The 24,863-nt window shown below is 51.8% G+C and carries 17 protein-coding genes; 6 read left to right on the forward strand and 11 right to left on the reverse strand.

The window, feature by feature from the left end; all coding sequences use genetic code 11:
* Positions 1-122 precede the first annotated feature (122 nt).
* Positions 123-950, forward strand: coding sequence for a helix-turn-helix domain-containing protein (locus PGL02S_RS13540; protein ID WP_036644140.1), 828 nt, complete (start codon positions 123-125; stop codon positions 948-950).
* 217 nt (positions 951-1,167) lie between these two features.
* Here PGL02S_RS13540 and PGL02S_RS13545 read toward each other — a convergent pair whose 3' ends face one another.
* The 11 genes from PGL02S_RS13545 to PGL02S_RS13595 form a co-directional block, all read right to left on the reverse strand.
* The gene (locus tag PGL02S_RS13545; RefSeq protein ID WP_036644033.1) at positions 1,168-2,013 is read right to left on the reverse strand and encodes an arylamine N-acetyltransferase; all 846 of its coding nucleotides are present in this window, start codon (positions 2,011-2,013) and stop codon (positions 1,168-1,170) included.
* Positions 2,014-2,156: 143 nt separating this feature from the next.
* Positions 2,157-3,224 (reverse strand): bifunctional transcriptional activator/DNA repair enzyme AdaA, encoded by a 1,068-nt coding sequence (locus PGL02S_RS13550; RefSeq protein WP_006207822.1) that lies wholly within the window; start codon positions 3,222-3,224, stop codon positions 2,157-2,159.
* A 301-nt stretch (positions 3,225-3,525) separates the two neighbouring features.
* On the reverse strand, positions 3,526-4,395 hold the full coding sequence (locus PGL02S_RS13555) for a carbohydrate ABC transporter permease (protein WP_036644035.1): 870 nt from the start codon (positions 4,393-4,395) through the stop codon (positions 3,526-3,528).
* Positions 4,396-4,413: 18 nt separating this feature from the next.
* Positions 4,414-5,289 carry a carbohydrate ABC transporter permease gene (locus PGL02S_RS13560; RefSeq protein ID WP_006207820.1) on the reverse strand — a complete coding sequence of 292 codons (876 nt, stop codon included), beginning with the start codon at positions 5,287-5,289 and terminating at the stop codon, positions 4,414-4,416.
* A gap of 45 nt (positions 5,290-5,334) precedes the next feature.
* On the reverse strand, positions 5,335-6,660 hold the full coding sequence (locus PGL02S_RS13565) for an extracellular solute-binding protein (RefSeq protein WP_006207819.1): 1,326 nt from the start codon (positions 6,658-6,660) through the stop codon (positions 5,335-5,337).
* Between the two features lie 98 nt (positions 6,661-6,758).
* Positions 6,759-8,330, reverse strand: coding sequence for a response regulator transcription factor (locus PGL02S_RS13570; RefSeq protein ID WP_063455976.1), 1,572 nt, complete (start codon positions 8,328-8,330; stop codon positions 6,759-6,761).
* Positions 8,311-10,131 (reverse strand): cache domain-containing sensor histidine kinase, encoded by a 1,821-nt coding sequence (locus tag PGL02S_RS13575; RefSeq protein WP_036644037.1) that lies wholly within the window; start codon positions 10,129-10,131, stop codon positions 8,311-8,313. The genes PGL02S_RS13570 and PGL02S_RS13575 overlap by 20 nt, the downstream gene beginning before the upstream one ends.
* Positions 10,132-10,531: 400 nt before the next feature.
* Positions 10,532-11,614, reverse strand: coding sequence for a copper amine oxidase N-terminal domain-containing protein (locus PGL02S_RS13580; protein ID WP_006207815.1), 1,083 nt, complete (start codon positions 11,612-11,614; stop codon positions 10,532-10,534).
* A gap of 183 nt (positions 11,615-11,797) precedes the next feature.
* Positions 11,798-14,092 carry a glycoside hydrolase family 3 protein gene (locus PGL02S_RS13585; protein WP_051449346.1) on the reverse strand — a complete coding sequence of 765 codons (2,295 nt, stop codon included), beginning with the start codon at positions 14,090-14,092 and terminating at the stop codon, positions 11,798-11,800.
* A gap of 62 nt (positions 14,093-14,154) precedes the next feature.
* Positions 14,155-15,486, reverse strand: a complete 1,332-nt coding sequence (locus tag PGL02S_RS13590; RefSeq protein ID WP_036644038.1) for an MFS transporter — start codon at positions 15,484-15,486, stop codon at positions 14,155-14,157.
* A 164-nt stretch (positions 15,487-15,650) separates the two neighbouring features.
* Positions 15,651-18,188 carry a GH39 family glycosyl hydrolase gene (locus PGL02S_RS13595; protein ID WP_036644039.1) on the reverse strand — a complete coding sequence of 846 codons (2,538 nt, stop codon included), beginning with the start codon at positions 18,186-18,188 and terminating at the stop codon, positions 15,651-15,653.
* Positions 18,189-18,386: 198 nt separating this feature from the next.
* Here PGL02S_RS13595 and PGL02S_RS13600 point away from each other — a divergent pair, with 198 nt between their 5' ends.
* The 5 genes from PGL02S_RS13600 (at position 18,387) to PGL02S_RS13610 (ending at position 24,679) form a co-directional block, all read left to right on the forward strand.
* On the forward strand, positions 18,387-19,274 hold the full coding sequence (locus tag PGL02S_RS13600; protein WP_036644040.1) for a hypothetical protein: 888 nt from the start codon (positions 18,387-18,389) through the stop codon (positions 19,272-19,274).
* 27 nt (positions 19,275-19,301) lie between these two features.
* On the forward strand, positions 19,302-19,475 hold the full coding sequence (locus PGL02S_RS28195; protein ID WP_164481469.1) for a hypothetical protein: 174 nt from the start codon (positions 19,302-19,304) through the stop codon (positions 19,473-19,475).
* 274 nt (positions 19,476-19,749) lie between these two features.
* A complete protein-coding gene (locus PGL02S_RS28200; protein WP_006207810.1) occupies positions 19,750-19,926 on the forward strand; it encodes a hypothetical protein in 177 nt (58 codons plus the stop codon).
* Positions 19,927-20,075: 149 nt separating this feature from the next.
* A complete protein-coding gene (locus tag PGL02S_RS13605; RefSeq protein WP_036644041.1) occupies positions 20,076-21,722 on the forward strand; it encodes an SWIM zinc finger family protein in 1,647 nt (548 codons plus the stop codon).
* Positions 21,719-24,679, forward strand: coding sequence for a DEAD/DEAH box helicase (locus PGL02S_RS13610; RefSeq protein ID WP_036644042.1), 2,961 nt, complete (start codon positions 21,719-21,721; stop codon positions 24,677-24,679). Before PGL02S_RS13605 ends, PGL02S_RS13610 begins: the two co-directional genes overlap by 4 nt.
* The last annotated feature ends 184 nt before the right edge of the window (positions 24,680-24,863 follow it).

A 24,863-nucleotide genomic window follows, 5' to 3' on the forward strand; every position in this document is an offset into this window, starting at 1 on the left:
CCAAAAATGAGTTACTGCTCTATCTGCTACTATCATACATGCAAATAGGCTAAAATGAACATAAACAATATTGCTGCAACATGAACTATCTGCTTGCATTTTTACTGGGGGTTTTAACCATGATGGAGGCAAGACTGCTAATCTGCGACTATTCCTACCACTTCCAGCAGTTCAGCAACAGCCACCGGGGCGGCTTGACGACCTATCTGTTTCGTCTCCAAACCGAGGGGTCCTGTGAAATATACTGCAACGGCATCGAGCACCACGTGCAAGGGGGCGATCTGCTGTTGCTGAAACCCGGCGATGAATACGAGCTGCGGATCAACGATGACGGCGAGGATGGCCGCGTATCCAGCGGAGATTATTATATATTTTGCGATGGGTCATGGATCGATGATTGGTGGAACCGGATCCATCGGCCAGTTGTCAGCCATGTCGGGCTCGACGATCAGCTGCTGGGTCTGTGGAGACAGATGCTGCTGGAGAAGCGGCGCGGACTTGAGGGGGAGACCGGGGAGCTGACGGATTATTTGCTGCGCAGCCTCTGCCTGTGTCTGGACCGTGCCATTACCGAGATCAAGCCAACGGATCGGCTTGCCTTCACCGCTCTTCGGCTGAAGCGATTCGTGGAGGAACATGCCACGATCACCTTCAAGCTGGAGGAAGCCGCTTCTCATGTCGGGCTCAGCTTATCCCGGGCCGTTAAACTGTTCAAGGAGTATTACGGAAAAACCATGATTCAGTACGCCTTGGAGATCAGGCTGAACGCAGCCGTTGAGCGCATGAAATACAGCACCATGACGCTGGAGGAGATCGCGGAAACCTGCGGCTTCGCAAGCTATTCCTATTTTCACAGAGTATTCCGTGCCACATACGGCATGTCCCCGGTCAAATACCGGGAAACGGCAACCGTACCGGCAAGGCCGGGGCAAGAGAAAGCCCCGCGGTAATTTTTTCTCTACATTATAAGAAGCAGCCTGCGCGTACTCGGAAAGGTGGAGCAGGCTGCTCCAGACTACAGATGCTATTAATAACTCGATATACTCTCCAGTACCCCATTAGTAAGTAGAGATAAGGGATATTATACCATGCTTCGACAGGTTGAATAGGTAATTTGAACTAATTGGTGCTGCCGTTCTACTCGGGGAAATCCGGTATAGCGCTGGCTTAAAAAATATCAACACCGAGACTCTGTAGAACCGTTACGGCATCTTCGACAGGCAGCTTCGGAAGCTTAAACTCATGATCGATCACCTCTCGAAGCTCGCTGAGGTCCGATAAAACGCGCTTTTCAACCCTTCCGTCTTCATGCCGGATACTCAGTATATTATTGATTAGGGACAGCGACCGTTCTTGCTCCAATTGCCAGAGCTGACAGCGTAATATAGAGGTGAAGAGATCGTTAGGCTTAAAGTACTCCCTAATAGCAGGCTGAAAATCATCGAATTGATAGGTTTTTCGGGTATCGAAGGACCATACCAGATCTGTAAGCAGCTGGCCGTCCACATACCTGTAGTACGTGTACGTTCCCGGCTCGTCTCCCGGACGCAATCTCACTTCAATTCCAGCATATTGGGAAACCTGATCAGGATAAGTCTCCAACCGAACGGGTTCGAAAAACGGAGCAGCGTTCCCGCAGTCCACATACACTTCTTCTTGCCCATCAGGGTTCCGAACAAGCAGTCCGACATGCCCCTCGCCCAGCAGCGTATAACGAGTTGGAAATCCGAGCTGGTTCAGCAGCTGATGGAGACTGCTGTTGATCATATAACAAGTGCCTCCCGCATTCAGCTGCATCAGCTGATCGACAAACCTCTTCTCGTCTTGCTCCAGTCTGCCTTGCTGGTGATACTCATGATACCGCAGCAGCGTGCTAATATTCTCGAAAGGAATCCTATTATGATGCGCAGTGCAAATCTCGATTAAATACGCCAGCGAAGCCTCCTTGAATGGAACCCGAATATACTGCAAATAATTGGCGGCCCATTCAGGTAAGTGTACTTGTTCCGTCACTATCGTTCACTCTCCCTTATCGAATGCTGTTGGTATACTCTTTATTTTAAACGATTCGGCATATGAATACTTCGTACGAACGATAGTGGAACTATGCAAAAATAGTCTTACCCCAAGGTAAGACCATTCTCTATGACCCAGGTCTAATATTCCTCTTTTCTTGCGGCACTCATGGATTTCTCATGATTCAACAGCCATTGCTTGCGCGACAGCCCTCCCCCGTATCCGCCCAATTCACCGCTCGTATTGATGACGCGATGGCATGGAATGACAATCGCAAGCTGGTTGGCCCCATTCGCCTGGGCGACGGCGCGGTAAGCGGTAGGTCTTCCCATCGCCGCTGCGATCTCGCCATAGGAAGAGGTTCGACCGGGTGGAATCCGCAATAATTGGTCCCACACCTCCTGTTGGAATGGTGATCCTAACAGGAACAAGGGGGTTTTAAATTCCGTTAACTTCCCGTCAAAATACGCACCCAACTCTCTCTCAATCGAACGGATGGGGGCAGTGTAACCCGGAATAATCGCTGACTTGGTTCTCAGTCTGAGACGTTCTACCTCCCGCTCCAAGCCCCGGCGATCCACGAATTCGAGCAAATACAGCGCTTCGTCATCTGCAATAGCCATCATCGGTCCCAGACGCGTGTCGAGCCACGATGCTTTTAGAATATGATGATGCCCGGACCTTGTAGGGGCTGCGCCCATAATCCGCGAAAAAGCATCCCGAAATCCGCTGCTGGACTCGTAGCCGGTTGACAGCTGCGCATCGATGACAGCATCTCCTTCCCGGATCTGCTTCAGGGCAAGGCCCATCCGCCTAGCTCGTGCATATTCAACAAAGGTCATCCCGAACCGCTTCTTGAATTGGCGTCTTGCCGTTGAGGCATCCACGGACAGCTTCTGGAAGTCCTGGTTGGTCCATCTCTTCTCCGGGTTATCCTCCACAGCGTCTACAAGCAGCCGCACAAGATCCGAAACTTGATTGGGATGCGAGAGCGGCCGGCATCGTTTACAGGGTCGGAAGGATGCCAGCAGTGCTTCTTCGGCCGTCTCATAAAACTCGCAGTTCTCGATCTTCGGTTTCCTCGCCGGGCATGTCGGGCGACAGAATACACCGGTTGTCTTAACGCCCACGTAAAAGACGCCTTCATATTCCGATTTCTTATCCAGCAGCGCCTGATAATATTCCTGTTGATTTGCGGCCGATATCATGTAACGTTCCTCCCTGTGACTATGTTCATTCTATATGGTACATCTGGTATAAGCTGTGTTTCTCCAGGAAAATCATGTACCCTGTCTTGGTGTACCTATTATATTTCTTTTGCACACATGGCGCAGCCGAAAATCGTGCATGAATGTTTCCCGGTTGGAAACAGAGAATGATCATTACTGGCACGAACCAAAACAGCCCCTTCCGAATGAATCGGAAAGGGCTGTTCATGGTAAATATGTGCGGAGCCTCGGAACAGGCTATCTGCCTCCGTTGTAAACTAAATGGACCTTGCTGGCAGCCTTAACCCTTGATCGAGCCTGCCACCATGCCCTTCATGATCTGCTCCTGCAGAATCAGGTAGGCTACAATGGTAGGAATGACCGCGATTGCCATCGCACCCATGGTCAGGGCGTAGTCCGTGCCGAAGCCGTCCGAGAACAGGGACAGGCTGAGCGGCAGCGTCTTCAGCGCTTGCGTATTGATAAATACGAGTGCGAAGGAGAAGTCATTCCAGAATCGGAGGAATGCCAGAATGGATATCGTTGCAACGATAGGCGTGCAGAGCGGCAGAATCATTCTACTGAATATCCCCCACCAACCGCTGCCGTCAATCATGGCCGCTTCTTCAATTTCCCTTGGAATGGATGACATGTAAGCCATCGCCAGGAAAATCGCAATCGGCAGCTCAAACGCCGTATAAGGCAGAATGAGCGCTCCGTACGTATCGAGCAGGCCGATGTTTTTCATCATGATAAACAGGGGCACCAGCGTACTGTGGATCGGAATGAGCAGCCCGGTCGTAAATAACACAACCACCAGCTTTTTGAACCGAAACTCGAATCTGGACAGCACATATGCCGCAAGTACGCTGAGCAGAATGGTCAATACAACGGCTGTAATGGTCACAACCGTTGAATTGATCATCGCCCTGCCCATATTTCCAAGCTCCCATGCCCGAAATATATTCTCGGTCATCCACTCCTTCGGCAAGCCGTAGGGGTTCGTGAAGAAATCCTGATTCGATTTAAACGCGCTTGTAAAAAGCCAGTACAAGGGATAGAGCGTAAGAATCGCATACACCATCAGCAGCAATTTTACGAACCCGGATAAACCCTTCATGATGACTCGTTTCCCTGAAGCATTTTCGGTCCCGGTCGTCTGTAAATTCACATCGCTCCCTCCTTCATGTTAACTTGACTTTCTGCGCGTTGCGAAGTAATTAAGCGCGATTAGGATGGCGCTGACAATCATAATCATCGTGGAGACGGCAGAACCGTAACCATAACGATACACACTGAAGGTGCTGTTATACATGTATGTGGCAAGCAGCTCGGTCGATTGCGCCGGTCCGCCGCCCGTCATGACAATGACGTGGTCAAAGGCCTTCAGACTTCCGGAGATACAGAGCACGATAGTCACGACAACCGTACTCCAGATCATCGGCAGCGTGATTTGCATCAGCTTGTTCCAGCCCGTGGATCCATCAATTTTGGCAGCATCATGGATCTCGGGAGAAATATTTTGCAGTGCTGCAATAAAGATAACCAGATACGGACCGACGTTCGCCCAGTTAATCGGAATCGATATCGCGAGCATGTTGACTTTCGGATCAGACAGCCAAGCGCGGGTCCATGAATCCAGACCGAGCATCTCCAGCACATAATTCGCAATCCCGAACTGCGGATGGTAAATGTAACCCCAGATCAGGCCGACTACAACCGTCGACAGCACCATCGGCATAAATACGGCGGAGCGTATGAATCTGGAGAAAAACGAATTCTTGAACAGTACAATGGCCAGAATCAATGCAATCGGAACCTGACCGACAATGGATGAGACAACCAGAATCAGGTTGTTTCGAAGCGCCCGCCAAAAAATCGGATCCTTGAACATCTCTATATAATTATCAAGACCAATAAAGGTGGCATCCCCGAACCCTTTCCAGCTGAAAAACCCGTAGTAAGCTGACCAGAAAACCGGAATAATGACAAATATCAGAAACAACAGAAGCGCTGGAAGAAGAGCTATGGCTATAAATCCTTTGCTTCTCATCGCTGTAGGCATGGCAGCCTCCTCCCTCCTAATCCTTGTGCAGTGGTGAATGGTTTCTTATGGAGTAGCGGATCTGGCTTGCGCATCCTGAAGCTTCTGGGCCACACCTTCAACGGGACCGCCCATCATGATTTCCTGCAGACCGTTGTTGATGACTTCAGCCGCTTCTGCAGACAGATAAGCATCATATACTGGCGTAATTCCAGTGGTTTTCACCAGATTAAAGGCTTTGTAGTACAGGGAAGTAACTTTGGACTCATCAATCTCGGTATCGTACATTACCATGGAGTTGCTCTCGGCAATCGCTTTTTGCGCTTCCGGTCCGCTCACGGCATAGATCAGTTCAAGGGCCAATTCTTTCGCTTTCCCTTCGGTTCTGCTGCTAAGGGCCAGACCGCCGCCAGCTCCGCCGGAGATCGTGCCTGCCTCACCTTTTCCACCAGGAATCGTTGGCAAAGTAGTAACCTCGATATCCTTCATTTGCTCCTCAGAGGAAGAAGCCGCAAGATTCGTAAGGGTCCATGCGCCGCTGATCATCATCGCTGCATTTCCTTGAATGAAATACTGCTCAGCTTGCGTGTTGTCGATGCTGTTCGCCCCTTCTTGGAACGCTTTGTTGTCAACCAGCTCTTTGAAATAGCCGAGCGCTTCGATAAACTCAGGATCGGTAAACTTCGCGCCTTGCTGTGCTGCTGCATTCTTGAACCATTCGGTGCCTGTCACACGGTCGGCAATAGAACCGATAATGGTGGATTGAGCAACCCACGGAGCTTTGTTTCCGAGGGCGATTGGCGTTATGCCGTTATCGTTGAAGGTCTTAACCGCCGCCATCATTTCTTCCCAAGTCGTTGGGACTTTTACGTTATGTTTGTCAAACAAGGCTTTGTTGTAGTACAGAATTGAGGTTGCCGACATACCCAGTGGAGCAGAGTAGATCTGGCCTTCCTCGAACTCGTATGGATCAAACGCTCCCGGCAGGAATTTATCCTTCCAATCCGAATGCGCATCTAACACTTCCGTAATCGGTTGAAGCAGCTTCGCTTGATGAAGCTCGGAAGACTGACTTCCTGCATAAACGAAGAACACGTCCGGCATCTCATTCGCAGCCGCAACGGTACTCAGACGTTGACGGTAGCCATCCGGTGGAATCGCTTGTGCATCGAGTGTAACTTCAGGATGGTCCTGAGCAAACTGATCGATAAAACTTCGGACTGATTTCGCACGCAGGTCATCACCGGCAAAGTTATGCCAGATGGTCAGCTTGACCTTTTCTTGATCGCCTTCATTCCCTCCGGCCTGCTCTTTGCTTTGCCCGCCGCCGCATGCTGCAAGAACCAGTGTCATCATCAGCAGTACAAGACCTATTTTGCGTTTTGGTCTCATGGTCAATCCCCCTTTAATTTATACGAAAATGATGAAGCATCCTAAGATGATTAGTCCAAGTATAAAAGAGGATGTAACGCTTACATAGGGGATATAATTCAGTCCATAGAGGGACAAAATTCAGGATTTGCCCGATACTCCGACGGCGTCTGTCCCGTCCATTTCTTGAACAGGCGGTTAAAATACTTAATATCCTCATAGCCGATTTCATTTGCGATTTCACTGATTTTGGCCGGCGTTTCCCTCAGCAGAGTCATTGCTTTCCGCAGCTTCGCCTGGGTCACGAATTCAATGTAATTCTGCCCGGTCTCCTTCTTGAACATCTCGCTGAAATAATTGGGATTCATATGAACATGCTTGGCCACTTGCTGAAGCGACAGGCTCTGCCCCAGATGCTCATGAATGAAGGAGATCGCCCTTTGAACAGGACTGGTTGTCGACACCATGTCCCGGTACTGCTTCATGATGAGTCCAAGGGAATCGATCAGCACCTTCTCCGGCTTCTTCGTTAAATCGCGGATATCAAAGTTGTCCTCAATCTTCACCGGACTGGTGTAGCCGATGGACGTTGCAGCGCGTATCAGCCAGCGCTGTCCCGAGACGAGCAGGGAATGCAGATAAGCCTGAACCGAGCCGGGTGTCGCCTGGCTCTGACTTTGGATGCGTTCCAGCACATCCGCAACCCATGCCTCCAAATCGGCGGATTGCCCTGAGCGCAGAAGGGAGGAGAGCTCGGTTTCTTCTTCCATCGAACAGACCGTCTCAATGCCTTTCCGCCCTTCGATGTCCTCATAACGGATATGCCGTTCCGAATGGAGAAGCCACTCGTAGGAGCTGGCCTCCACCGCCGTCTTCAGCGCGCGATCCAGCTCGCGAACACTGGACACCGGTCGGCCGCTGGCTGCCTTAATGCGGCAGGCGTGAGTCGATTCCAGCTTTCGCAGCGCGGAATCCACGCGCCCCCAGCCATCGCCTGGCTCTGTGCGCACCAGCAGAAGCAGGGAACCATTCCACTCCAGCCAGGCACCATGCAGCCCTTCTGCCAGCTCCGTCCCGAGTAAGCTGTGTCGTTCGCCAAGGGTCAAGTGCTCCAACTCATCCTGATGTAATGGATGAACCGACAGCATCCATATCTGCAGAACGGAGCCGGGCGTTGTCAACCTCAATTCAGGATATCTCTCCCATAATTCATTCTCGGCATGCTCATCCAGTGAAACTCCCGATGCAAGCAGCCTCCTCAGGAACCCCCGGTTGACCACCATTTCCTGGGCCTTTCCCTTCGCTTGATGGAGTCTGTGCTGCAGGATTCGCTCTCTCGCTTGAACTGCAGCTTCGATAATTTCCCCGGGTCTGCTCGTCTTCAGCAAGTAGTCACTCACGCCTTCACGCATCGCCTGCTGTGCATACGTAAATTCATCAAAGCCCGATATGACAATGATTTCGATCTCGGGAAACCGCTGCTTAACTTGATGAGCCATGTCCAAACCGCTCAGGCCGGTCATGCGAATATCAGTAAATATAATTTCGGGCATATCGACGGGAATACGCTGAAGGGCTTCCTCTGCCGAAGCCGCGGGCGCCAGCACCGTAAAGCCGTTATCCGCCCAATTGATCACTGTACTCAGCCCATTTCGAATGATTACTTCATCATCAACGATCAGTACCTTCAAGGTCGTCATCCCCTTTGCTGGATATTTCAGTTTGTTGAATATCAGTTAGGTCCGGTATCGTAAACATAACCCGTGTTCCGGCCCCTTCCGTGCTGTCCACACGCAATCCTGCATCCTTGCCGTAATGGAGGAGCAGCCGCTTATGGACATTTCGCAGCCCGTAGCTTCCGCCCGGGGTTTGTCCCTTCTCGTATTGCAATGGATTCTCTACCAGCTGATCCTGAAGCCATTTCAGACGATCGGGCGTCATCCCGATTCCATCATCCTCCACCACGAAGTGAATCCCCTCGCTGCCATGCCGACCTTGTATCGTTATCGTCCCCATTCCGTCACGGCTCAATATGCCGTGCAGCATGGAATTTTCGACGAGCGGCTGCAGCAGCAGCTTCAACATGGTGTGCTGATGAAGTGTCTCCTCGACATGAACCTCAAACGAGAATTTCTCCGGATACCGAATGGTTTGGATGTTCACATAGTGACGGACATGCATAATCTCCTGCTGGATCGTGCAGTATTCCTGGCCATTGTTCAAGCTGAACCGCAGGAAATCACTGAGTGATCCGACCATCTCGGCTATCTTCACATCCTGGTTCATCAGCGCCAGCCAATGAATCGAAGACAGCGTATTGTATAGGAAGTGCGGATTAATCTGCACCTGCAGTGCATGCATATCCGCCTCCTTTTTCAGCGACTCATTGAGTTTCACTTCATCGGTAAGTTTCACGATCCGGGAACTTAACCGGTTGTAACTGATAATAAGCTGTCCAACCTCATCAATTGTCTTCACCGGCAGCGCAGGCAGCGGCTCCTCCGGGCTCGAATTCTTGAGAAACTTCGTTAACACAGACAACGGATTCGTAATCTTCTGAATCAAGAAGAGAACCAGTATAATGGCGAGCAGGATGGCCACGGTTACGGCAACCGCCGTCAATTTGATGAAATACTGGTTCTGGGAACGGTATTCCTCTGAGGGAATGATGCCGACCAGCTTCCAGTTCACACTCGACATTTTCTTATAGAGAATGGTCTTCTTATTGCCGCCCTCTCCATAGTCCATATTCCCGCTAAGCCCCTCGAACCCTTCAATCGAAGGATAATAGTCTGCCAGGGTAAGATTCGTCTCCATATCCGGCGGACCGGCAATAATCCGGTTGTTCTCATCAAGCAAGAGGACAAAGCCGGTTTTCTCCAAGACGGCCTGCCTGAATTGATTGGCAATGACGCCTTGATCCAGGTTGATCTGCAGATTCCCGATCGGCTTGTATTTATCCGTGCTGCGAATCGGCCTGGCCAGCGTGATGACCTTTCTCATGCCTTCAAATGTCCACTGTCGGTGAACAAAAGACCACCATTTGGGATGATGCTCATAATAATCCGGGATCTCCTCGGTAATATTCCGGAACTCGGAACGCACTAATGACTTATGCGAGATCGGATCCTTGCTGCCGAGCGGTTCGACAATGATATTGGCGATATAATCCTTGGAGAAGGCCAGATTCGTCAGGAAGTTAATGACCGTTGTCTGCTGGACATAGTTGCTCTCCTCTGTCTTGAGGTAGGATTGGACCCCGGTGTGCCCGATGAGGAATAGCGAGATATTCTCGACGTCCTTCACCATCGTGTCCAAGTAAGCTTCCAGTTGGCGGAGCGTATTCATCCCCGTAATCTTGGCTTTCTCTTCCGTCAGGCTCTTGGCCATGTTAAAAGAGAAAATACCAAGAAATAACAGCGGCACCAGCGTAGCTATAATAATAAGCAACGATAATTTATGCTTTAGCGATTTCCCAAGCCATTGCTGCATAAATACACCCCGTTCGAGTCCATATGGTATGGGCTTGTTATATTACTTAACATTGAAGGCGTTTACTTCAAAAACATTCTCTTTCCGTTGCAAAAAGGTGTCAGGTTTATTAACTATCTTAGAGGAATCTTAAGACTCAAGTAAATGGTAATAAAGACCTATGAATAGAGATAAAACCATCTTTCATATAGGGTATACTCCCCATGGTCGCCGACCCGCTTCGGTGATGCAAACCGCGTTGACTCTTGATAAGCGCAGCAAAAAAAGGGCGCTGCAGCGCCCTTTTAAATAGAAAATCACATCACCCGATCCAAATTCCAACCTTCCAGTTCATGCTTATATCCTTCTGCTGGTATGCATATATATGTAGTTCTAAAGTTCCGCATCGATAAACGGTAATTTACCTCTGCTCTTCCAAACGATCATATTCCATGCGATCCACCACAAATCGATTCGACTCTTCATCATACCGGTAGGTTATTTGGAGATCACCCGCAAAACCGGCTGGACTTATGCTCCCAGCTGCGAGCGTAACAAGCCGCCCTTCTTCGATGCTGTGTCTGACTACAGCACCAAAACCCAACTTGTCATTCAGATAGCTTTTATCCTCGGAGTCATCCTCAATTCTCTGAACGGTTTCCTTCCCGTCGATCACAATCTTCACGGCGATGTAATCCGCAAACTTCTCGATGCTGGACTCCACATGACCCGCTACCGCCTGATCCAACGATTCAATAGGAATTTCCTTCAGGGTTTCAGCGTCCACCACATGTGTCTTGCCAATATAAATACCCGTCCCGGTCCCATCCACATAGAACACAACCACTTCCGGCTTGCCATCACCCGTCATATCCCGATATTGAATGATCGGTTTACGCGTACCATCACCACCGTACCAATCCGCAAAAACTTGCCTTCTCCCTTCTACCTCTACCACCATTCCTTCATATCTTCCGTATTTCGTAGCGCTTACCGGGTACAACTTCACATCAGGGTTCTCCTCTGCTGTCGAAACGTCCACCTCCGGCGTATAGACGTAAATCATTCTTTCCTTCGAATCCCAGCCTACCTCTGCATTATGCAGCTCCGCTATGAATCGAACCGGAACCATAATTCGGCCATCCTTTAAATACGCGGGAACGGACAGCGAATACGCCTTCCCTTGCCCCTTGGCCTCCCGGCTTCCCATCTTCAGCGTGACTTGATCTGTGCTTGTGCTGACGGTTACCGTCTTGGTCTTGTTGTTCCATTGAAGCTGCGTGGGCTTCAAGTATTCCTTAATCACGCGCAAGGGAACCAGCGCCGTCTGATTCACGATAACAGGATTGACATCGAGCGTAACCATCCAATGATTAATGTTCAATTCCATTTCCTTCTGCGGTGCGGCTTTGGCCTGTACCTGTGCCTGTACCATCGTACTCATCAGCATCGTGGACGCCATAGCGCCGATCACCGCCATTTTCGCCCATTTCCGGGTTGTCATGTTCTCTAATCTCCTTGGCTAATAATATATGAAATAATTCGTATATAACTAAGACGCAAGTTGACCGGTATTGGTTGTCCATGTCACGCAAAAAATAAGCCGCTCAAGCATATCATCACTTGAGCGGCTCACCCGGATTGGTCGGAGGAAATCTATGCGATCATGATCGGATAACTGTCAGGCCTACGGACGCGGCTTCCGATATTTCTCCGTGCGTTCATCCTCGATGACACCCTTCCAGTTTAAACCGAAGGCAAAATCATAGGTGTGATTCTCGGAGTCGGTATGGCATTCCATATCAAACGCCACATCCTCAAGCTGTTCCTCCACGGTCTTCATATTGGCCGGCATCTGCATGGGCAGTAGGCCTGACGGCTCCACTTCACCCGCAAGCACCTCCATGATGGCTTGATCCAGAACGCCGAAATTCACAAGAATCGCATCCACTTCGGCTTCAAACTCCTCAACCACAGTCGGATTGGACAACAGCATGGATACGATGACCGGTTTGCCGTTCAGCGCTTTCTTCGTTTCCAGTACCATGTCGAGATCGGCCGCATTCTGAGGCGTAACGGATTTGCCCCGATAGGAACGGTTCAGCACATCCGTTGTCCGTGTATCACCGGCCAGACTCACTTCACGGGCATGCTCTGCCGTATACGTCTTGTACTGCAGGCTCATCGGCACGTAGCCGTTGCCTCCCTGATCCTCATCTTCTTGGCTATACCCGGTTCCGGATTTCGGCGTACTAATAAAGACAAGCCCGAAATCCGCCTCGTCCGGATGCTCCGCGAGTTCGAAGTATTTGGCCACGATGTCCAGATTAACCGGATACTCCAGGCTTTCCGGCGTGGGGTTGCCAAACCAATCCTGTCCTGCAGCCATAAAGCGCTTCGGAATGTAGACCTTGCTCTTCCGCTCGACGGGAAGCACGCCATTTTTATTTTTCAGCATGACGATCGATTTTAGCTGGGCTTCATAACCTTCACGCATAAACTCCGGATTTCCGACCATACGGGAGCTCTCCAACGGATCAACATAAGGGTTCTCAAACAGCCCCAGTCGAAACATATTGCTCAGCAGGCGCACGGCCGATTGTTCGAAGCGTTCACGCATATACGTCTCGCCATGCTCCCGGACACCCATGTGATAGGCAGCCAGCACCGGTTCCATCTCATTGTTGCCGCCAAATTGGTCAACGCCTGCCATCAACAGCTTGTAATGCCGCTCTGCTACCGTCAATCCTTCGACACCCCACGGCTTCCCGCTTAGGAAAGAGTCACGGGGACCGGACTCATCGGCCGTAATCGCCCAGTCCGTGCAGACAACACCGTCGTAGCCGTATTTTTCCCGGAGCAGGTCCTTGATCAGATAGGAGTTATATGAATTGCCAACGTTCTCCCCGTTGACGGTATCCTGGTTCATCGAAATGGTGTAATACGGCATCACAGCGGAAGCCATTCCCGTCTTGCCCTCCAGCTTAAAAGCCCCGTCTACAAACGGAATGAAGTGCTCGTGAAAATTATTACCCGGATAAACCGCATATTTCCCGCTGCTGTAATGCGCGTCTCTGCCTGCCTCGCCGGAACCGCCGCCCGGCCAGTGCTTTACCATGGCGTTGACACTGTCGTACCCCCAGCCTTCGGATATTTCCCGATCCCCCTCCGATGTCTGAAAGCCATCCACGTAGGCGCGGGCCATATCGGTTGTCAAACGTGAATCCTCGCCGAAGGTGCCGTTAAAGCGGAACCAGCGCGGCTCTGTTGCGATATCGATCTGTGGGGAGAGCGCCGTTGCAAGGCCCAGGGCACGATATTCTTTGGAAGCCATCTCGCCAAATTTCTTCGTGATGTCCGGATCAAACGTAGCGGCCAGGCCCAGCGTCTCCGGCCACATGGAGATCCGTCCTCCCGAGCCGGCGTTAAACTCCGAGCTGGCATCCGTGCTGTGCCTTGGGTCCGAGCTGTTATTGGCAGGAATGCCAAGTCCCGTGCGTTCCGCGTATGCCTGCACCTTATTGTTCCAGCGTGCCGCCACTTCCGGACTCTCGACCGTGGTCACCAGCACATGACGCACATGGTCCTGGGCCAGAAAGGCCAGCTGCTCATCCGTCAGCTCCCATGGCTTCACGCCGCTCTCCTCGTAGGATTTACCGCCATAGGTAGCCGAGAACCAGCCCCCGCTGGCAGCCGGAATCGACTGATGCCTGCTGTACAGCATCAGGCCGGCGATTTGCTCTATGGTCATTTTGGAAGCCAAGTCCTTGGCACGCTCCTTAGGCGTCAACCGCCAATCCTCATATCGGTCCAGCCTACCGTCACGGCTCAAATCCTTGAAATACAGTCCATCCATCTCGATAATTGCCACACCTGATTCGGACGAGTATCCCAGCTTAGGACCTCCCGAATTGTCGATATAGCGAATGTTGTCTCCATTTCCCGGGATCGTTTGGGTTGTCTGATTGATCTGATGGTTCATTGTGATTCCCTCCACTCCAAGTTTGTCTGCTCTTTCGCTCTGCGCCAGCTATGGACTTTCCGTTATACGTTCTGTACGCTCGGTGCCGTGAGGTCCGGGGAAGGATTCATATCTCCTTCCGTTGCAACCGGCTCCCCGATTTCAGGCAGTGGCTTAATGGATATCATCCCGATCATCATGAATACGGAGAGGGCGATATAGAAGAAGGTCCAGTCCCCGATACCCATCATGGTGCCTGCACCCAGCAGGAACGGCGCGATCGCAGGCACGATGGATTGCGGCAGCGCATTCGCCACGTTCATGATGCCAAAGTCTTTTGCAGAATCCTCCTTGCGGGGCAGAATCCGCGCAACCAGCGCCATATCCACAGCTGAGATGCATCCATAACCGAGACCCAGAACTGCGGAAGCGATAACATAGGCAAGATAATTCGGAACAAAAGCAAAGACCAGCGTGGCCAAAATCATAATGAAAGCCGACATGTACAGAAATGGTTTTTGCTTACGGAACTTATCCGACAGCATCCCACCAAATATGCTGGTAACCGCCATTGCCACCATGGAGATGATGTTCACGGTTGCCACACTGGCTGTCGCCTGAGCTTCGGTATAGCCCATCCGGTTGACCAGCATAACGGTAAAATAAAGACTGCTGCAGTAACCCATCATCAGGAGAAACTTCGAAATAACCGCCCAGGTGAAAGCCGGATACCGGCGCGGGCTTGGGTAGACTTTGCTGAGCTTTTCGCCAAACGGGATTTTCTCTTGCTGCTTATGGACGATATCCACTTTGCCTTCCTGGATCAGGAACAGACTGAGGACTGGACCAACCACTCCGATCACCGCGAGCAAAGTCCACTTCGCTGCGGAAGAAACATCCGTCAGGAAGGTCATCATGACCATGCCGACCGCAATCGCTACCGGCAGCACCAATCCCAGAAGCCCGGATACCGTGCCTTGTTTCTCCTGCTTGACCTGATCCGGGATGAGCGCGGTGTACGCCGCCATTCCGAAGTTAAAGAACAATTGCGCAATCGCCCAGCCGATAATAATGAGCCACAACGAGGACGTCATGCCGATCATGAGAAGAGACGCGCAGCCGAACAAAGGACCGATCAGAATCCATGTACGCCGCCGTCCAAACGACAGGTTCGTACGGTCACTGATGGCGCCGCCGAGCGGATTGCCGATAAGAGCGAAGAATGCCCCGATGCCTGCCACCAGACCATAGGAGGATGTATATCCGTTCGGGTCGATTTCAATCATTTTGAAAGTCAGCAACAAGGTTGCAGGTGTCATTAATGCCAGCATCATGCAGCCATAACCTAGCATAATACCGAAAGTCAGTCTGCCAAACGATGTTTGCACCTGCCCTTTCACCTTAGCTTCAGCCATTGATATAACCCCCTAATTATTATGAAAACGATTACAATTTTATTATAAAAGAAACCGCCTTCATCAAGACAGGCGGCTGCTTACAGAGTTCTACGTTTTTTTTTAACATCTTTTTGTAAACGTTTTCCTAACTTCAATAGAAGGAGATTAAGAATTGACACAATTCAATCATACGTAGGTGTCAGCTCTATGAGCGCTACCCCGTGAGGCTCAAGATTGAAGCAGACGGTTAGTGCTGCCCCGGGCTCTGCATCGACATATGACACGTGCCGGCGGGGACAGGAACTCGCCTTAAGATACTGAACGTCCTCCTTTGTTAGGGATTCCGGGGCTCCCATCGCGACCCAGGCATCATAACTGCTTCCTTGGTTGCGGTCGATCGTATGCTTCACCATTTTGAACCGGCCATCCGGAACGTTCATGAGGGTTATGTCTATTTTTAATGTCCGCTCATGCTTGAAGCCGTTATAACGATGCGTATGATCAATAAAAGAGATATCGCCCATGGCGTACAGGTCGTCGAAGTGGCAGTAATTGTACGTGAGAATCTGATACCCGCCGTCTCCGGCACTCACGATATATCCCTCACCCTGAGCCAGTACGGTGTGACCCAGCTTCGATAACAGCTCATAGGCATGCATCGCAGCCTTCGGGATCCCATATTGCGCAATCAGGCCGAGGCCTCCATGGAACAACTCCCGGGACGGAAAGGTCTCCTCAATGTTGTCGCTGAGGACCCAGTACCCGAATCCATGGATAACATCCAGATTATCGAGCAGATTCTTCACGATATAAGCGGCCTTGTACACCGTATCGTTCGTGAGCTCGCGGTGGTATGCCGTCGAATTCCATTCGGTAAGATAAATCTCGCAGCCCGACAATCCGTACGCTGCAAGCAGCTCAAGCTCAGCGTTCAGTCTTTCCTTCAAGAAATCAGGATTTGGCGATATCCCGCCAAATTCCTCAAGCAGCTGGTAATAGGGGTCGGTATCGAGCATTTGTCCGATAAACTCCGCGTTCACCATATCCTCGATGCGCTCGTGCGGATAGAAGTGAAGCGGAATAAAATCCGGCTGGCAGGCGTGATGTCGGCAAAACTCAAAAAAATCCTTAACGATGGAGACGGAATCCACCGTAATGATCCTTCCCGGAGCGCCGATCTGGAGCGACTGCGATATTCTTTTCACCGTCTGATAGGTCCTTAAATACAGCGCCCTGTATTCATCCTGTGAGGCAGGCCAGAATATATGGAACTCGGGCTCATTCCAGAATTCAAACTTCCAGCTCTCCACCTCCGCCGCTCCGTAACGGTTCATGCAGTGCCTAATCAACCGCTCCACAAGCTCACACCATCTATCCACGGATTTGGGAGGACTGGTGTAACTGGCCCGGTAGAATACCGTTTGGTCCGGATCGGAGGCCAGAGCGGAGGGCATGAATCCCAGCTCGATAAAAGGCTTCAGTCCAATGGACAGCAAGAAGTCAAACAGTTGGTCCACATAACGAAAATTATAACGGGGCTGCCCTGCCTCGTCCTCATGATAGACCATCATCCCGTCATCAAAGATGCCGTGGAACCGCAAATACTGAAAAGGACTTCGCCGCTGCACATACTTCAGATGCTGCTGTACATCGGCATGCAGCCCCTCCTTGGCTTTTCCAATGGTAATCAGGCTCTTCCAGGTATGTTTGACGGTTGTTCCAACCCGTGCCGCATCGATTTCATAAGCTCTTGTTTCCAGGGTCTCCACCTTCCGGACCTCTCTGGACTTGCTTCGCTCCAGAAACTGGTGGATGATGCCCAGCGCACTCGAATGATTAAAATTCAGATAATGGGAGGAAATGTCCTCCTTCTTCCGGGGGGCCATCTCCGGACGATACTGCTTGCGGTACTCATGCGGCGTCATATGGTACCGGTTCTTAAAGGCGGTATAGAATGACTTGGCATTCGGAAAACCGTGATTCAAGGCCAGGTCCGCAATCGGAAGCTCCTCGCGTAACAGCAGGTCTTCGACCGCATGCTTCAGACGAATGCTGGTCAGATAGGATTGAAAATTCAATCCGATGTTCTCACTGAAAAATTTGGACAGATATGGCACCGAGAGAAATTCACGCTCCGCTAGGGACTGAAGCGATATGGCGTCTCTGTAGTGCTCATCGATATAAGTGATAATGCGCAGCATGCGCTCCATATACTTCTCGTTCATCGCGCCGCTGGAGCCGCTTGTCCGAAATTGCTTCATGAGGATGGAGAATACGGCCAGCATTCGAATGCCCATGTCCAGTTCGTAAGCTTCCCCCTTCTTATTGCTCAGCTGCACCATCTCGGCCAGCAATTGCAGAATTTGATCAAGCGCGCTGCGCTGCTCAGGTCGTACCGTTCCGGATTCGCATTGGAACGAAATACGCTCAATCCCCTTAATGTTCTCTTTGAGATAAGACAAGGGAATTAGAAACGTAGCGATAATGTTTTGATCGAGACCCATCACTTCATGAACGTGACACGGATTGATCAGGAACACATCGCCCTCTGCCAGCTTGTGCTGCTGACTCCCTACTGTGACCTCAAGATTCCCGCTCAGCACAAAAATAATCTCCACACTGTTATGCCAGTGGCTCGGTACATAATTCACCCTGTGCAGGGACACGTCAAAAGGCAGCTCGTCTCCCGTCTCCACCAATTCATAGATGGATGTCTTCAATTCATTTTCCTCCTTTTCTTTGCTTTAGCGGAAGTTATGTATTTTTGGCTTCATATGCAAATTTCATTACAACGTCCCCTGCATTATGTTAAAGTTAGATCGTATTGTTATATTCTGGAATGCGAAGCATGCTGAAATTGCCCTCTCTTCTAATCTTATAGGTATGTAGACCTATGATGCAAATACCAGGAGGATCCTATGAAAAAAATGTTTAGCCTTTACCGGAAAGTATTCATGATTAGCCGAATGGGTTCCTCCTTAAGGCAGGCCTATGGCTCTTACCCGATACCTCCGGTGATCCATCGTTTGCTTGAGCTTAGCCAAGAATACACCGCAAAGGGCTTTGACATGAGCTGGATCGGCTTCCGGATGACCGGTTCCTATGCGCCGTATTCCATTACTCCTCCTGACTTGATTCCCTTCGCAGAAACCGGCGGGGGTGGCATTCATTTTGGCTTCTTGACCGATTTCGGCAAGGTAAAGAATCTTGAGTCTGCCGCCATCGTCTGCGTTACCCCAACCAACGATCCCCCGATTCGTTTGATTGCGCGCAATATGGCGGAATTTCTGGATCTGGTGGTCTCGGTTCCGCATGCAGAGCATCTGGAATCATGGTGGGCGTGTACGGATGAAGAAATGAAGCGTCAGGAAGAAGCACAATTCGAGGCGGAATCTCCCGTTCCAATTACCCAAACCCGGAAGGAGATTTTCGAGCGTCTGAGATCTGAATTCGGGGCCAAACCCAGAGCCGTTCTCCCTTATTTACGGGAGGTCCTTCGGGAAAGAGAATCGAGCTGTTCCCTGTTAACGCTGGATGGATTAGGCGTTATGGGCGAAGATGCGCCATCGGAACGCTTCGACTTCGATGCAAGCAGAGCCGAGACGAAGAGGGAGCTAAGCCGGATGCGCACCTACCTGTCGAATGCATCCAGCACGGCAGCGAAACTGGCGTTCATCCGTGACGCCAACTATTGGTATGTCCTGGACCGTGATCAACCGTCGCCTGTATCCAAGCTGCTTCGGGAGACCATGCTGTCGCTTGATCTTCAGGATGAGGCAGCAAGACTGTTTGATATCGACTTGTAAAAAAACACCTTGAAGGGAGGTGAGTTTATGGAATTTGGCGGGATGTCCATGTTTGGCATATGGTCGATGTTGATCATTATCGTTTACGGACTTTTCATACTCCTTGGATTATGCGCGTTGTATCTGCTCATCAAGCTGATGATGCGGGCCATAACCGCACTTGAACTCTACATCGATGAGAAAAGAAACCGACGGCTGTAAAGGTGGAGCTTCGGATAATCGAGGGTTGAAGCCACGGAGTATGCTGTCATAAAGTCCAGGGAACCAGAAATGAAAGGATAAACCAAAAAGCCAATGCTCTATGCATTCTGTCCCTGCACTAGGTAATACTTCGATATGGGGTGTTTCGGGATAGGGTTTCTGCGGTTTTTTAGATGTGGCACGGATGCTTGATTTTTTTTGATTCCTTAGGCCGCCAGATTCTGCTTCTGCCCACATCAGCCTCCTTCCGAAATCTCGGAGAGGGGGCTTTTTTATGCCTCTTTTTTACATGGATGGATCATCCATGACAGGGCCTAATCCAAGGGAACCTTACCTGCTTCCACGGAACCGGAACGTACATTTCATCAATAACACAATGGCACAGCCTAGCATTATTGTGGATTACTCCTGCTGCGATGCCATCACGAACGAATCCTTGGAGGAGCAGTAACTTTACAACATCAGTGCCCTTGAGAAGCCCGTACAGCTGTTACCGGGCTTTTCAGCAAGAAGAAATTCCCCGCTGGTTTCTTCATCTATAGGAATGTGATAGATTTAATGGATAACTTAGAATGATTTCTCTTAGGAGACCGCCTTATTATGAACCCAAACCTAACGTTAGATGATATACAGTGGCAGACGCTCATTCAGCAGACAGCCGGTTATTTCAGCGACCTGACCCTCAAACGGGGATTTCAATACTACAAGCAGGGCCGTGTCCATGCAAGCGAGCTGACAGACTCTTCCGGGATTATAGAAGCCGCTGTGGACGGGACGGAAACCTACCGTACCCGGCTTCATATTCATTCCCTGAATGACAGCGAGTGCAGCTGTCCCGTTAAGGAAGGCTGCAAGCATATGGTGGCCGTTCTCCTTGACTATGCCCAGCTTCAGGGGAGGTCTGTTCATGCTCTGGTAAACGCGCATTCCACCTCGTATGCCCCCGCCGCTTCTTATGCTCAGAACGAAGCTCGCTCCGGTCACATACAAGGACGCCCTGCGGCCGGTACCTCGAAATGGCGAGTGCAGGCAGACCATTTGCCCGAGCTGCCGATCTCCGCATGGCATGAGCTGTTTGAATTGTGCACGGCATCCCTGGGAGCTAACACGCAGAATTCGTTTTACGCCAAAAATGCGCTGGCCTCCCTGCACCACATCAAACCGCCGATGCCGCCGGATATGGATCCATTATACGAGCTCCATGCCCATCTCTTTATTCTGGAGAAGCTGGTCAAGCAGCCCGCCAGTGCCTGGAATGCCTCAGGCTCTTACATTGGCTATCATACGCAGATCGCTGCGGATCATATTCAGGCCCGAATGGAACACATCTTCAAGGAAGGTCTTGAGGGCATCGAGCCCAAAGAGGCGTTCGGACAGCGATTGACCGAGACCAATGCCTATGTCCGGCAGAGCATGCTGAGCGAACCGAGGAACCGTAAATTTTATGCCCAGGTCTACATGCAGCTCTGGATTCACTGGATCTATCCGCTTGCGAAACATAATGCCAGCTTGATCCAAGCGGAGCTGGAGCAGCTTCAGACAGCCGAAGCGGAATTCGGCAGCACGCTCTCACGGGCCTCATGGTTTACGGCGCAAGGCTTAATGTCCTTCTATCTTGGAGAAGATGAAACGTCCTGGAATCTGCTCCGGGAAGCAGACAAGATCAGCAGCCTTCCCCCGGCTGCAGTCCTCGGCTTCTTTGACATGCTGCACGCCGCCCAGGAATGGGACAGGCTGGCCCAGTGGCTCCCCGAGATCGGCCCCCTGCTCGGCAGTCACCGAAACGAGCACCTCAGCAGTTATCAATATTACTGGGATGCCGTCATTCAGCATCTGCCCGAGAAGGCTGAGCGGATGTGGAACAGTCTCGCGGCTATGCTGCCTTACTCGAAGGACATCTACCAGAATGCCTTAATCACGCATGGCAGATGGCGGGAATGGATCGACTACCAATTAAGCACAGGCCGGGAACCGCTGGAGCTTCGGGTCAGCGAGCTTGCCCCGATTGAGAAGAATGCGCCCGAATTGCTGCTGCCTTTTTACCATCAGGCGGTCGAACGGTACATCCTTCACAAGAACCGTGCCGGCTATAAAGCAGCCGTCAAGCTGCTCAAGCGATTAGCCAAGCTATATAAGAAGCTCAAGCAGCAGGAGCGCTGGGATCTGTTCATTGTCGCTTTGTCGGTGCGTAACAGCAGGCTGCGCGCATTTCAGGAAGAGCTTCGGAGAGGAAAGCTGATATCATGAGCAGACACACGGAAACCATCACAGTCCATATGGCATTAAGCGAATACGGAGATGCCGTGATATACGGCTCTACCGTCATGCGTGGTTACGTGTCCGGGACATATTTGAAGCATCGATTATTCGCGTGGCATGAAGTCTCCTTCTATGGTACAGAGCTTACCGTTCAAGCCATTCAGGATATGGAAGTGGTCATTCTGCCTTCCGAGCAGGTAATCCCCTTCTTCGCGGACGGGCGGCTGCTCGAGCATATTGAATGGGTATGGGATGAGGCGTGCCTCCCCTTCGTTGAGCTTGCGCCTTCGCTTGCGAATTGCATCCAAGACAAGAAATACGCGCCAAGCTTGAGCGCCTTCAAGTCAGGCAAGCTGCAATGGGTGTGGGATGCGGAGGCTTTTACACCGGAAGAACTGAACCGTATCTCCCTGCTCCACGAGGACGAGATGTGGGATGAGGGCTTGCGAGCCACGTTCTCTGCCGCTGTTCAAGATCAGTGCTATGGCAGTGAAGAGGCGGCGGCTGACCTGCGCAGGGAATATCCCCTCCTCTTCTCGCAAAACCGCACAGCAGCCGAAGGTATGGATGACAAGCAATGGCTGACTGCAATCGGTTGGCGACCGGATACCGCTCCATTCCGACCGCTTCTTCAACTGTTGGAGCCGGACGAAGAAGCCCCCGAGTGGCGGCTTAAGCTCGTACTGCAAGATAAGCAGGACGCCGCAGGGCTTGCAGCCGTTCGCCTGGTTGAAGACGGCCAGGCATTCGGCTCCTGGCCGGAGACATGGACGGCGCATATCAAGGAGCGATCCCCCGGCTGGCTCCAAGGTCTGCAAGCAGCACTGCCGGCAAGGGTGCTTCATGCACCGGAAGATGATGTGCTCGGAAAGCCTCTGTCCGACGAAGCCGCCTGGCAGTTCCTGACTGTAGACAGTCAGCGGCTGCTGCAGTCGGGCTGGCTTGTGCTGCTGCCTGCCTGGTGGGAAGCAGCCAGCCGGAAGAAGCCCAAGCTGCGGGCAAAGGTACGCTCCGGCGAAGGCGAGAACGCGGAGCGAAGCAGCGGCGGCTCCCTGTTCGGTCTGGATGCACTGGTGAATTTCGATTGGCGCATCGCCATCGGGGAAGCAACCCTGTCCGAGGACGAATTCGCGGAGCTGGTTGCCCGGAACGAACGGCTTGTCCGGTTCCGGGGCCAATGGATTCCGCTGGACCCGGCTCTGGTCGCTCAGATCCGCCAGATGATGGCAGGGGTGGACCGCGAGGATGGTCTGTCCTTTCAGGATATTCTGCATCTCCATCTGCTTAGCAACAGCGATGATACGGAGCCGACCCCGCAGAACGGAGAGGAAGCGCAGGACCCGGAACGGATCAAGCTCGAGGTTGAGCTGAACGAGCATCTCGTGAAGCTCATCGGCCAGCTCGGCCGGCAAAACGAATGGCCGAGCCTGCCCGTCCCGGATGGGCTGAAGGCTGAGCTTCGGACTTACCAGCATGACGGCTTCGCTTGGCTTGCCTTCTTGCGGCGATACGGCCTTGGAGCCTGTCTTGCCGATGACATGGGCCTTGGTAAAACGGTACAGTTTATTGCCTACCTGCTGCATGTAAAAGAGATGACGATGCAGCGGGAAGAGAGACGGCTCCCTTCCCTGCTGATCTGTCCTACCTCGGTGCTCGGCAACTGGCAGAAGGAGCTGGAACGGTTTGCACCTTCACTTCAGGTCATGCTCCACTATGGCGGCAAAAGAAGCACCAGCGAGGATTTCTATAAGGAGGCCTACCAGGCCGACATTATCCTGACTTCATATGCTACAGCGACGCTCGACCAAGAAATGTTACGGGATATGAAATGGGAAACAATCGGCATCGACGAAGCGCAAAACATCAAGAATGCAGACACCAAACAATCCGCCGCCGTGCGAAGCCTCCCGGCAAGACACCGTGTTGCCTTAACCGGCACGCCGATTGAGAACCGGCTGTCGGAGCTGTGGTCCATCTATGACTTCATCAATCCCGGCTATCTTGGAAGCCTGCGCGCGTTCAACGCCCGGTTCATTCAAGCAATCGAGAAGGACAGGAACGAACAACGCACGGCGGATCTTCAGAAGCTGATCAAACCGTTCATGCTTCGCCGCAAGAAAAAAGATCCCGCAATCCAGCTCGATCTGCCGGACAAAAACGAGATGAAGACCTATATCCATCTGACCGCCGAGCAAGGAGCGCTCTACGATCAGACGGTGAACAGCCTTCTGGAGCGCATGCAGAAGCTCGAGGGCATCGAGCGCAAAGGCGCCATCCTGGCTGCCCTGACGCAGTTCAAGCAGCTCTGCGATCATCCCGCTCTGCTTACAAAGGAACCGCTCCCGGAGGTGCCCGGGGGCGGCGGCTTGCTGGATACCGAAGCCGTTGTTGGCCGTTCGGCCAAGCTGGAGCGGCTTCTGTCCATGGTCAAGGAGCTGCGCGACGAAGGGGAGCGCTGCCTGATCTTCACCCAGTATATCGGCATGGGCGAGATGATGCGGCAGGTGCTGCATCAAGAGCTTGGAGAGCCTGTACTGTACTTGAACGGCAGCACGCCCAAGCGGACGCGCGACCGCATGATCGAGCAGTTCCAGTCCCAGACGCTTCCGGCCGATGAGCAGCCGAATGTTATGATTCTCTCGATCAAAGCCGGCGGAGTCGGCCTGAATCTGACCGCCGCGAATCACGTGTTCCACTTCGACCGCTGGTGGAACCCGGCGGTCGAGAATCAGGCAACGGACCGCGCCTATCGGATGGGTCAGACCAAGGATGTCCAGGTGTACAAATTCATCTCCATGGGCACGCTCGAAGAGCGGATTGATGAGATGCTGGAGAGCAAGCAGCAGCTCAGCGATCAGGTCATCGCAAGCAGCGAGGGCTGGATCACCGAGCTGTCCACCGATGAGCTGAAAGACCTGTTCACGCTGCGGCGTGACTGGGCGTAATCTCAGCTTCTAAGGCGAACCCATATACAGGAAAGAGATAGCCAAAAAGCCCCGTGTGCTAACACGGGGCTTTTTGATTAAACAACTTAAGAGCTTAACCAGCTACATGCTTGCTTACTTCATGACCTTGGTGGGTATGGACACTAAACTAACGGACTGAGCAGACGTTATTTAGCATGAACTC

Origin of the sequence: Paenibacillus glucanolyticus NBRC 15330 (assembly GCF_004000885.1) — a bacterium.
GTDB lineage: Bacteria > Bacillota > Bacilli > Paenibacillales > Paenibacillaceae > Paenibacillus_AQ > Paenibacillus_AQ glucanolyticus.

Bases quoted from the DNA above. Each gene is read 5' to 3' on its own strand.
- PGL02S_RS13540 (WP_036644140.1), top strand. From the start codon at position 123: ATGGAGGCAAGACTGCTAATCTGCGACTATTCCTACCACTTCCAGCAG.
- PGL02S_RS13550 (WP_006207822.1), bottom strand. From the start codon at position 3,224: ATGATATCGGCCGCAAATCAACAGGAATATTATCAGGCGCTGCTGGAT.
- PGL02S_RS13560 (WP_006207820.1), bottom strand. From the start codon at position 5,289: ATGCCTACAGCGATGAGAAGCAAAGGATTTATAGCCATAGCTCTTCTT.
- PGL02S_RS13565 (WP_006207819.1), bottom strand. From the start codon at position 6,660: ATGAGACCAAAACGCAAAATAGGTCTTGTACTGCTGATGATGACACTG.
- PGL02S_RS13575 (WP_036644037.1), bottom strand. From the start codon at position 10,131: ATGCAGCAATGGCTTGGGAAATCGCTAAAGCATAAATTATCGTTGCTT.
- PGL02S_RS13580 (WP_006207815.1), bottom strand. From the start codon at position 11,614: ATGACAACCCGGAAATGGGCGAAAATGGCGGTGATCGGCGCTATGGCG.
- PGL02S_RS13585 (WP_051449346.1), bottom strand. From the start codon at position 14,092: ATGAACCATCAGATCAATCAGACAACCCAAACGATCCCGGGAAATGGA.
- PGL02S_RS13590 (WP_036644038.1), bottom strand. From the start codon at position 15,486: ATGGCTGAAGCTAAGGTGAAAGGGCAGGTGCAAACATCGTTTGGCAGA.
- PGL02S_RS13600 (WP_036644040.1), top strand. From the start codon at position 18,387: ATGAAAAAAATGTTTAGCCTTTACCGGAAAGTATTCATGATTAGCCGA.
- PGL02S_RS28195 (WP_164481469.1), top strand. From the start codon at position 19,302: ATGGAATTTGGCGGGATGTCCATGTTTGGCATATGGTCGATGTTGATC.
- PGL02S_RS28200 (WP_006207810.1), top strand. From the start codon at position 19,750: ATGCCTCTTTTTTACATGGATGGATCATCCATGACAGGGCCTAATCCA.
- PGL02S_RS13605 (WP_036644041.1), top strand. From the start codon at position 20,076: ATGAACCCAAACCTAACGTTAGATGATATACAGTGGCAGACGCTCATT.
- PGL02S_RS13610 (WP_036644042.1), top strand. From the start codon at position 21,719: ATGAGCAGACACACGGAAACCATCACAGTCCATATGGCATTAAGCGAA.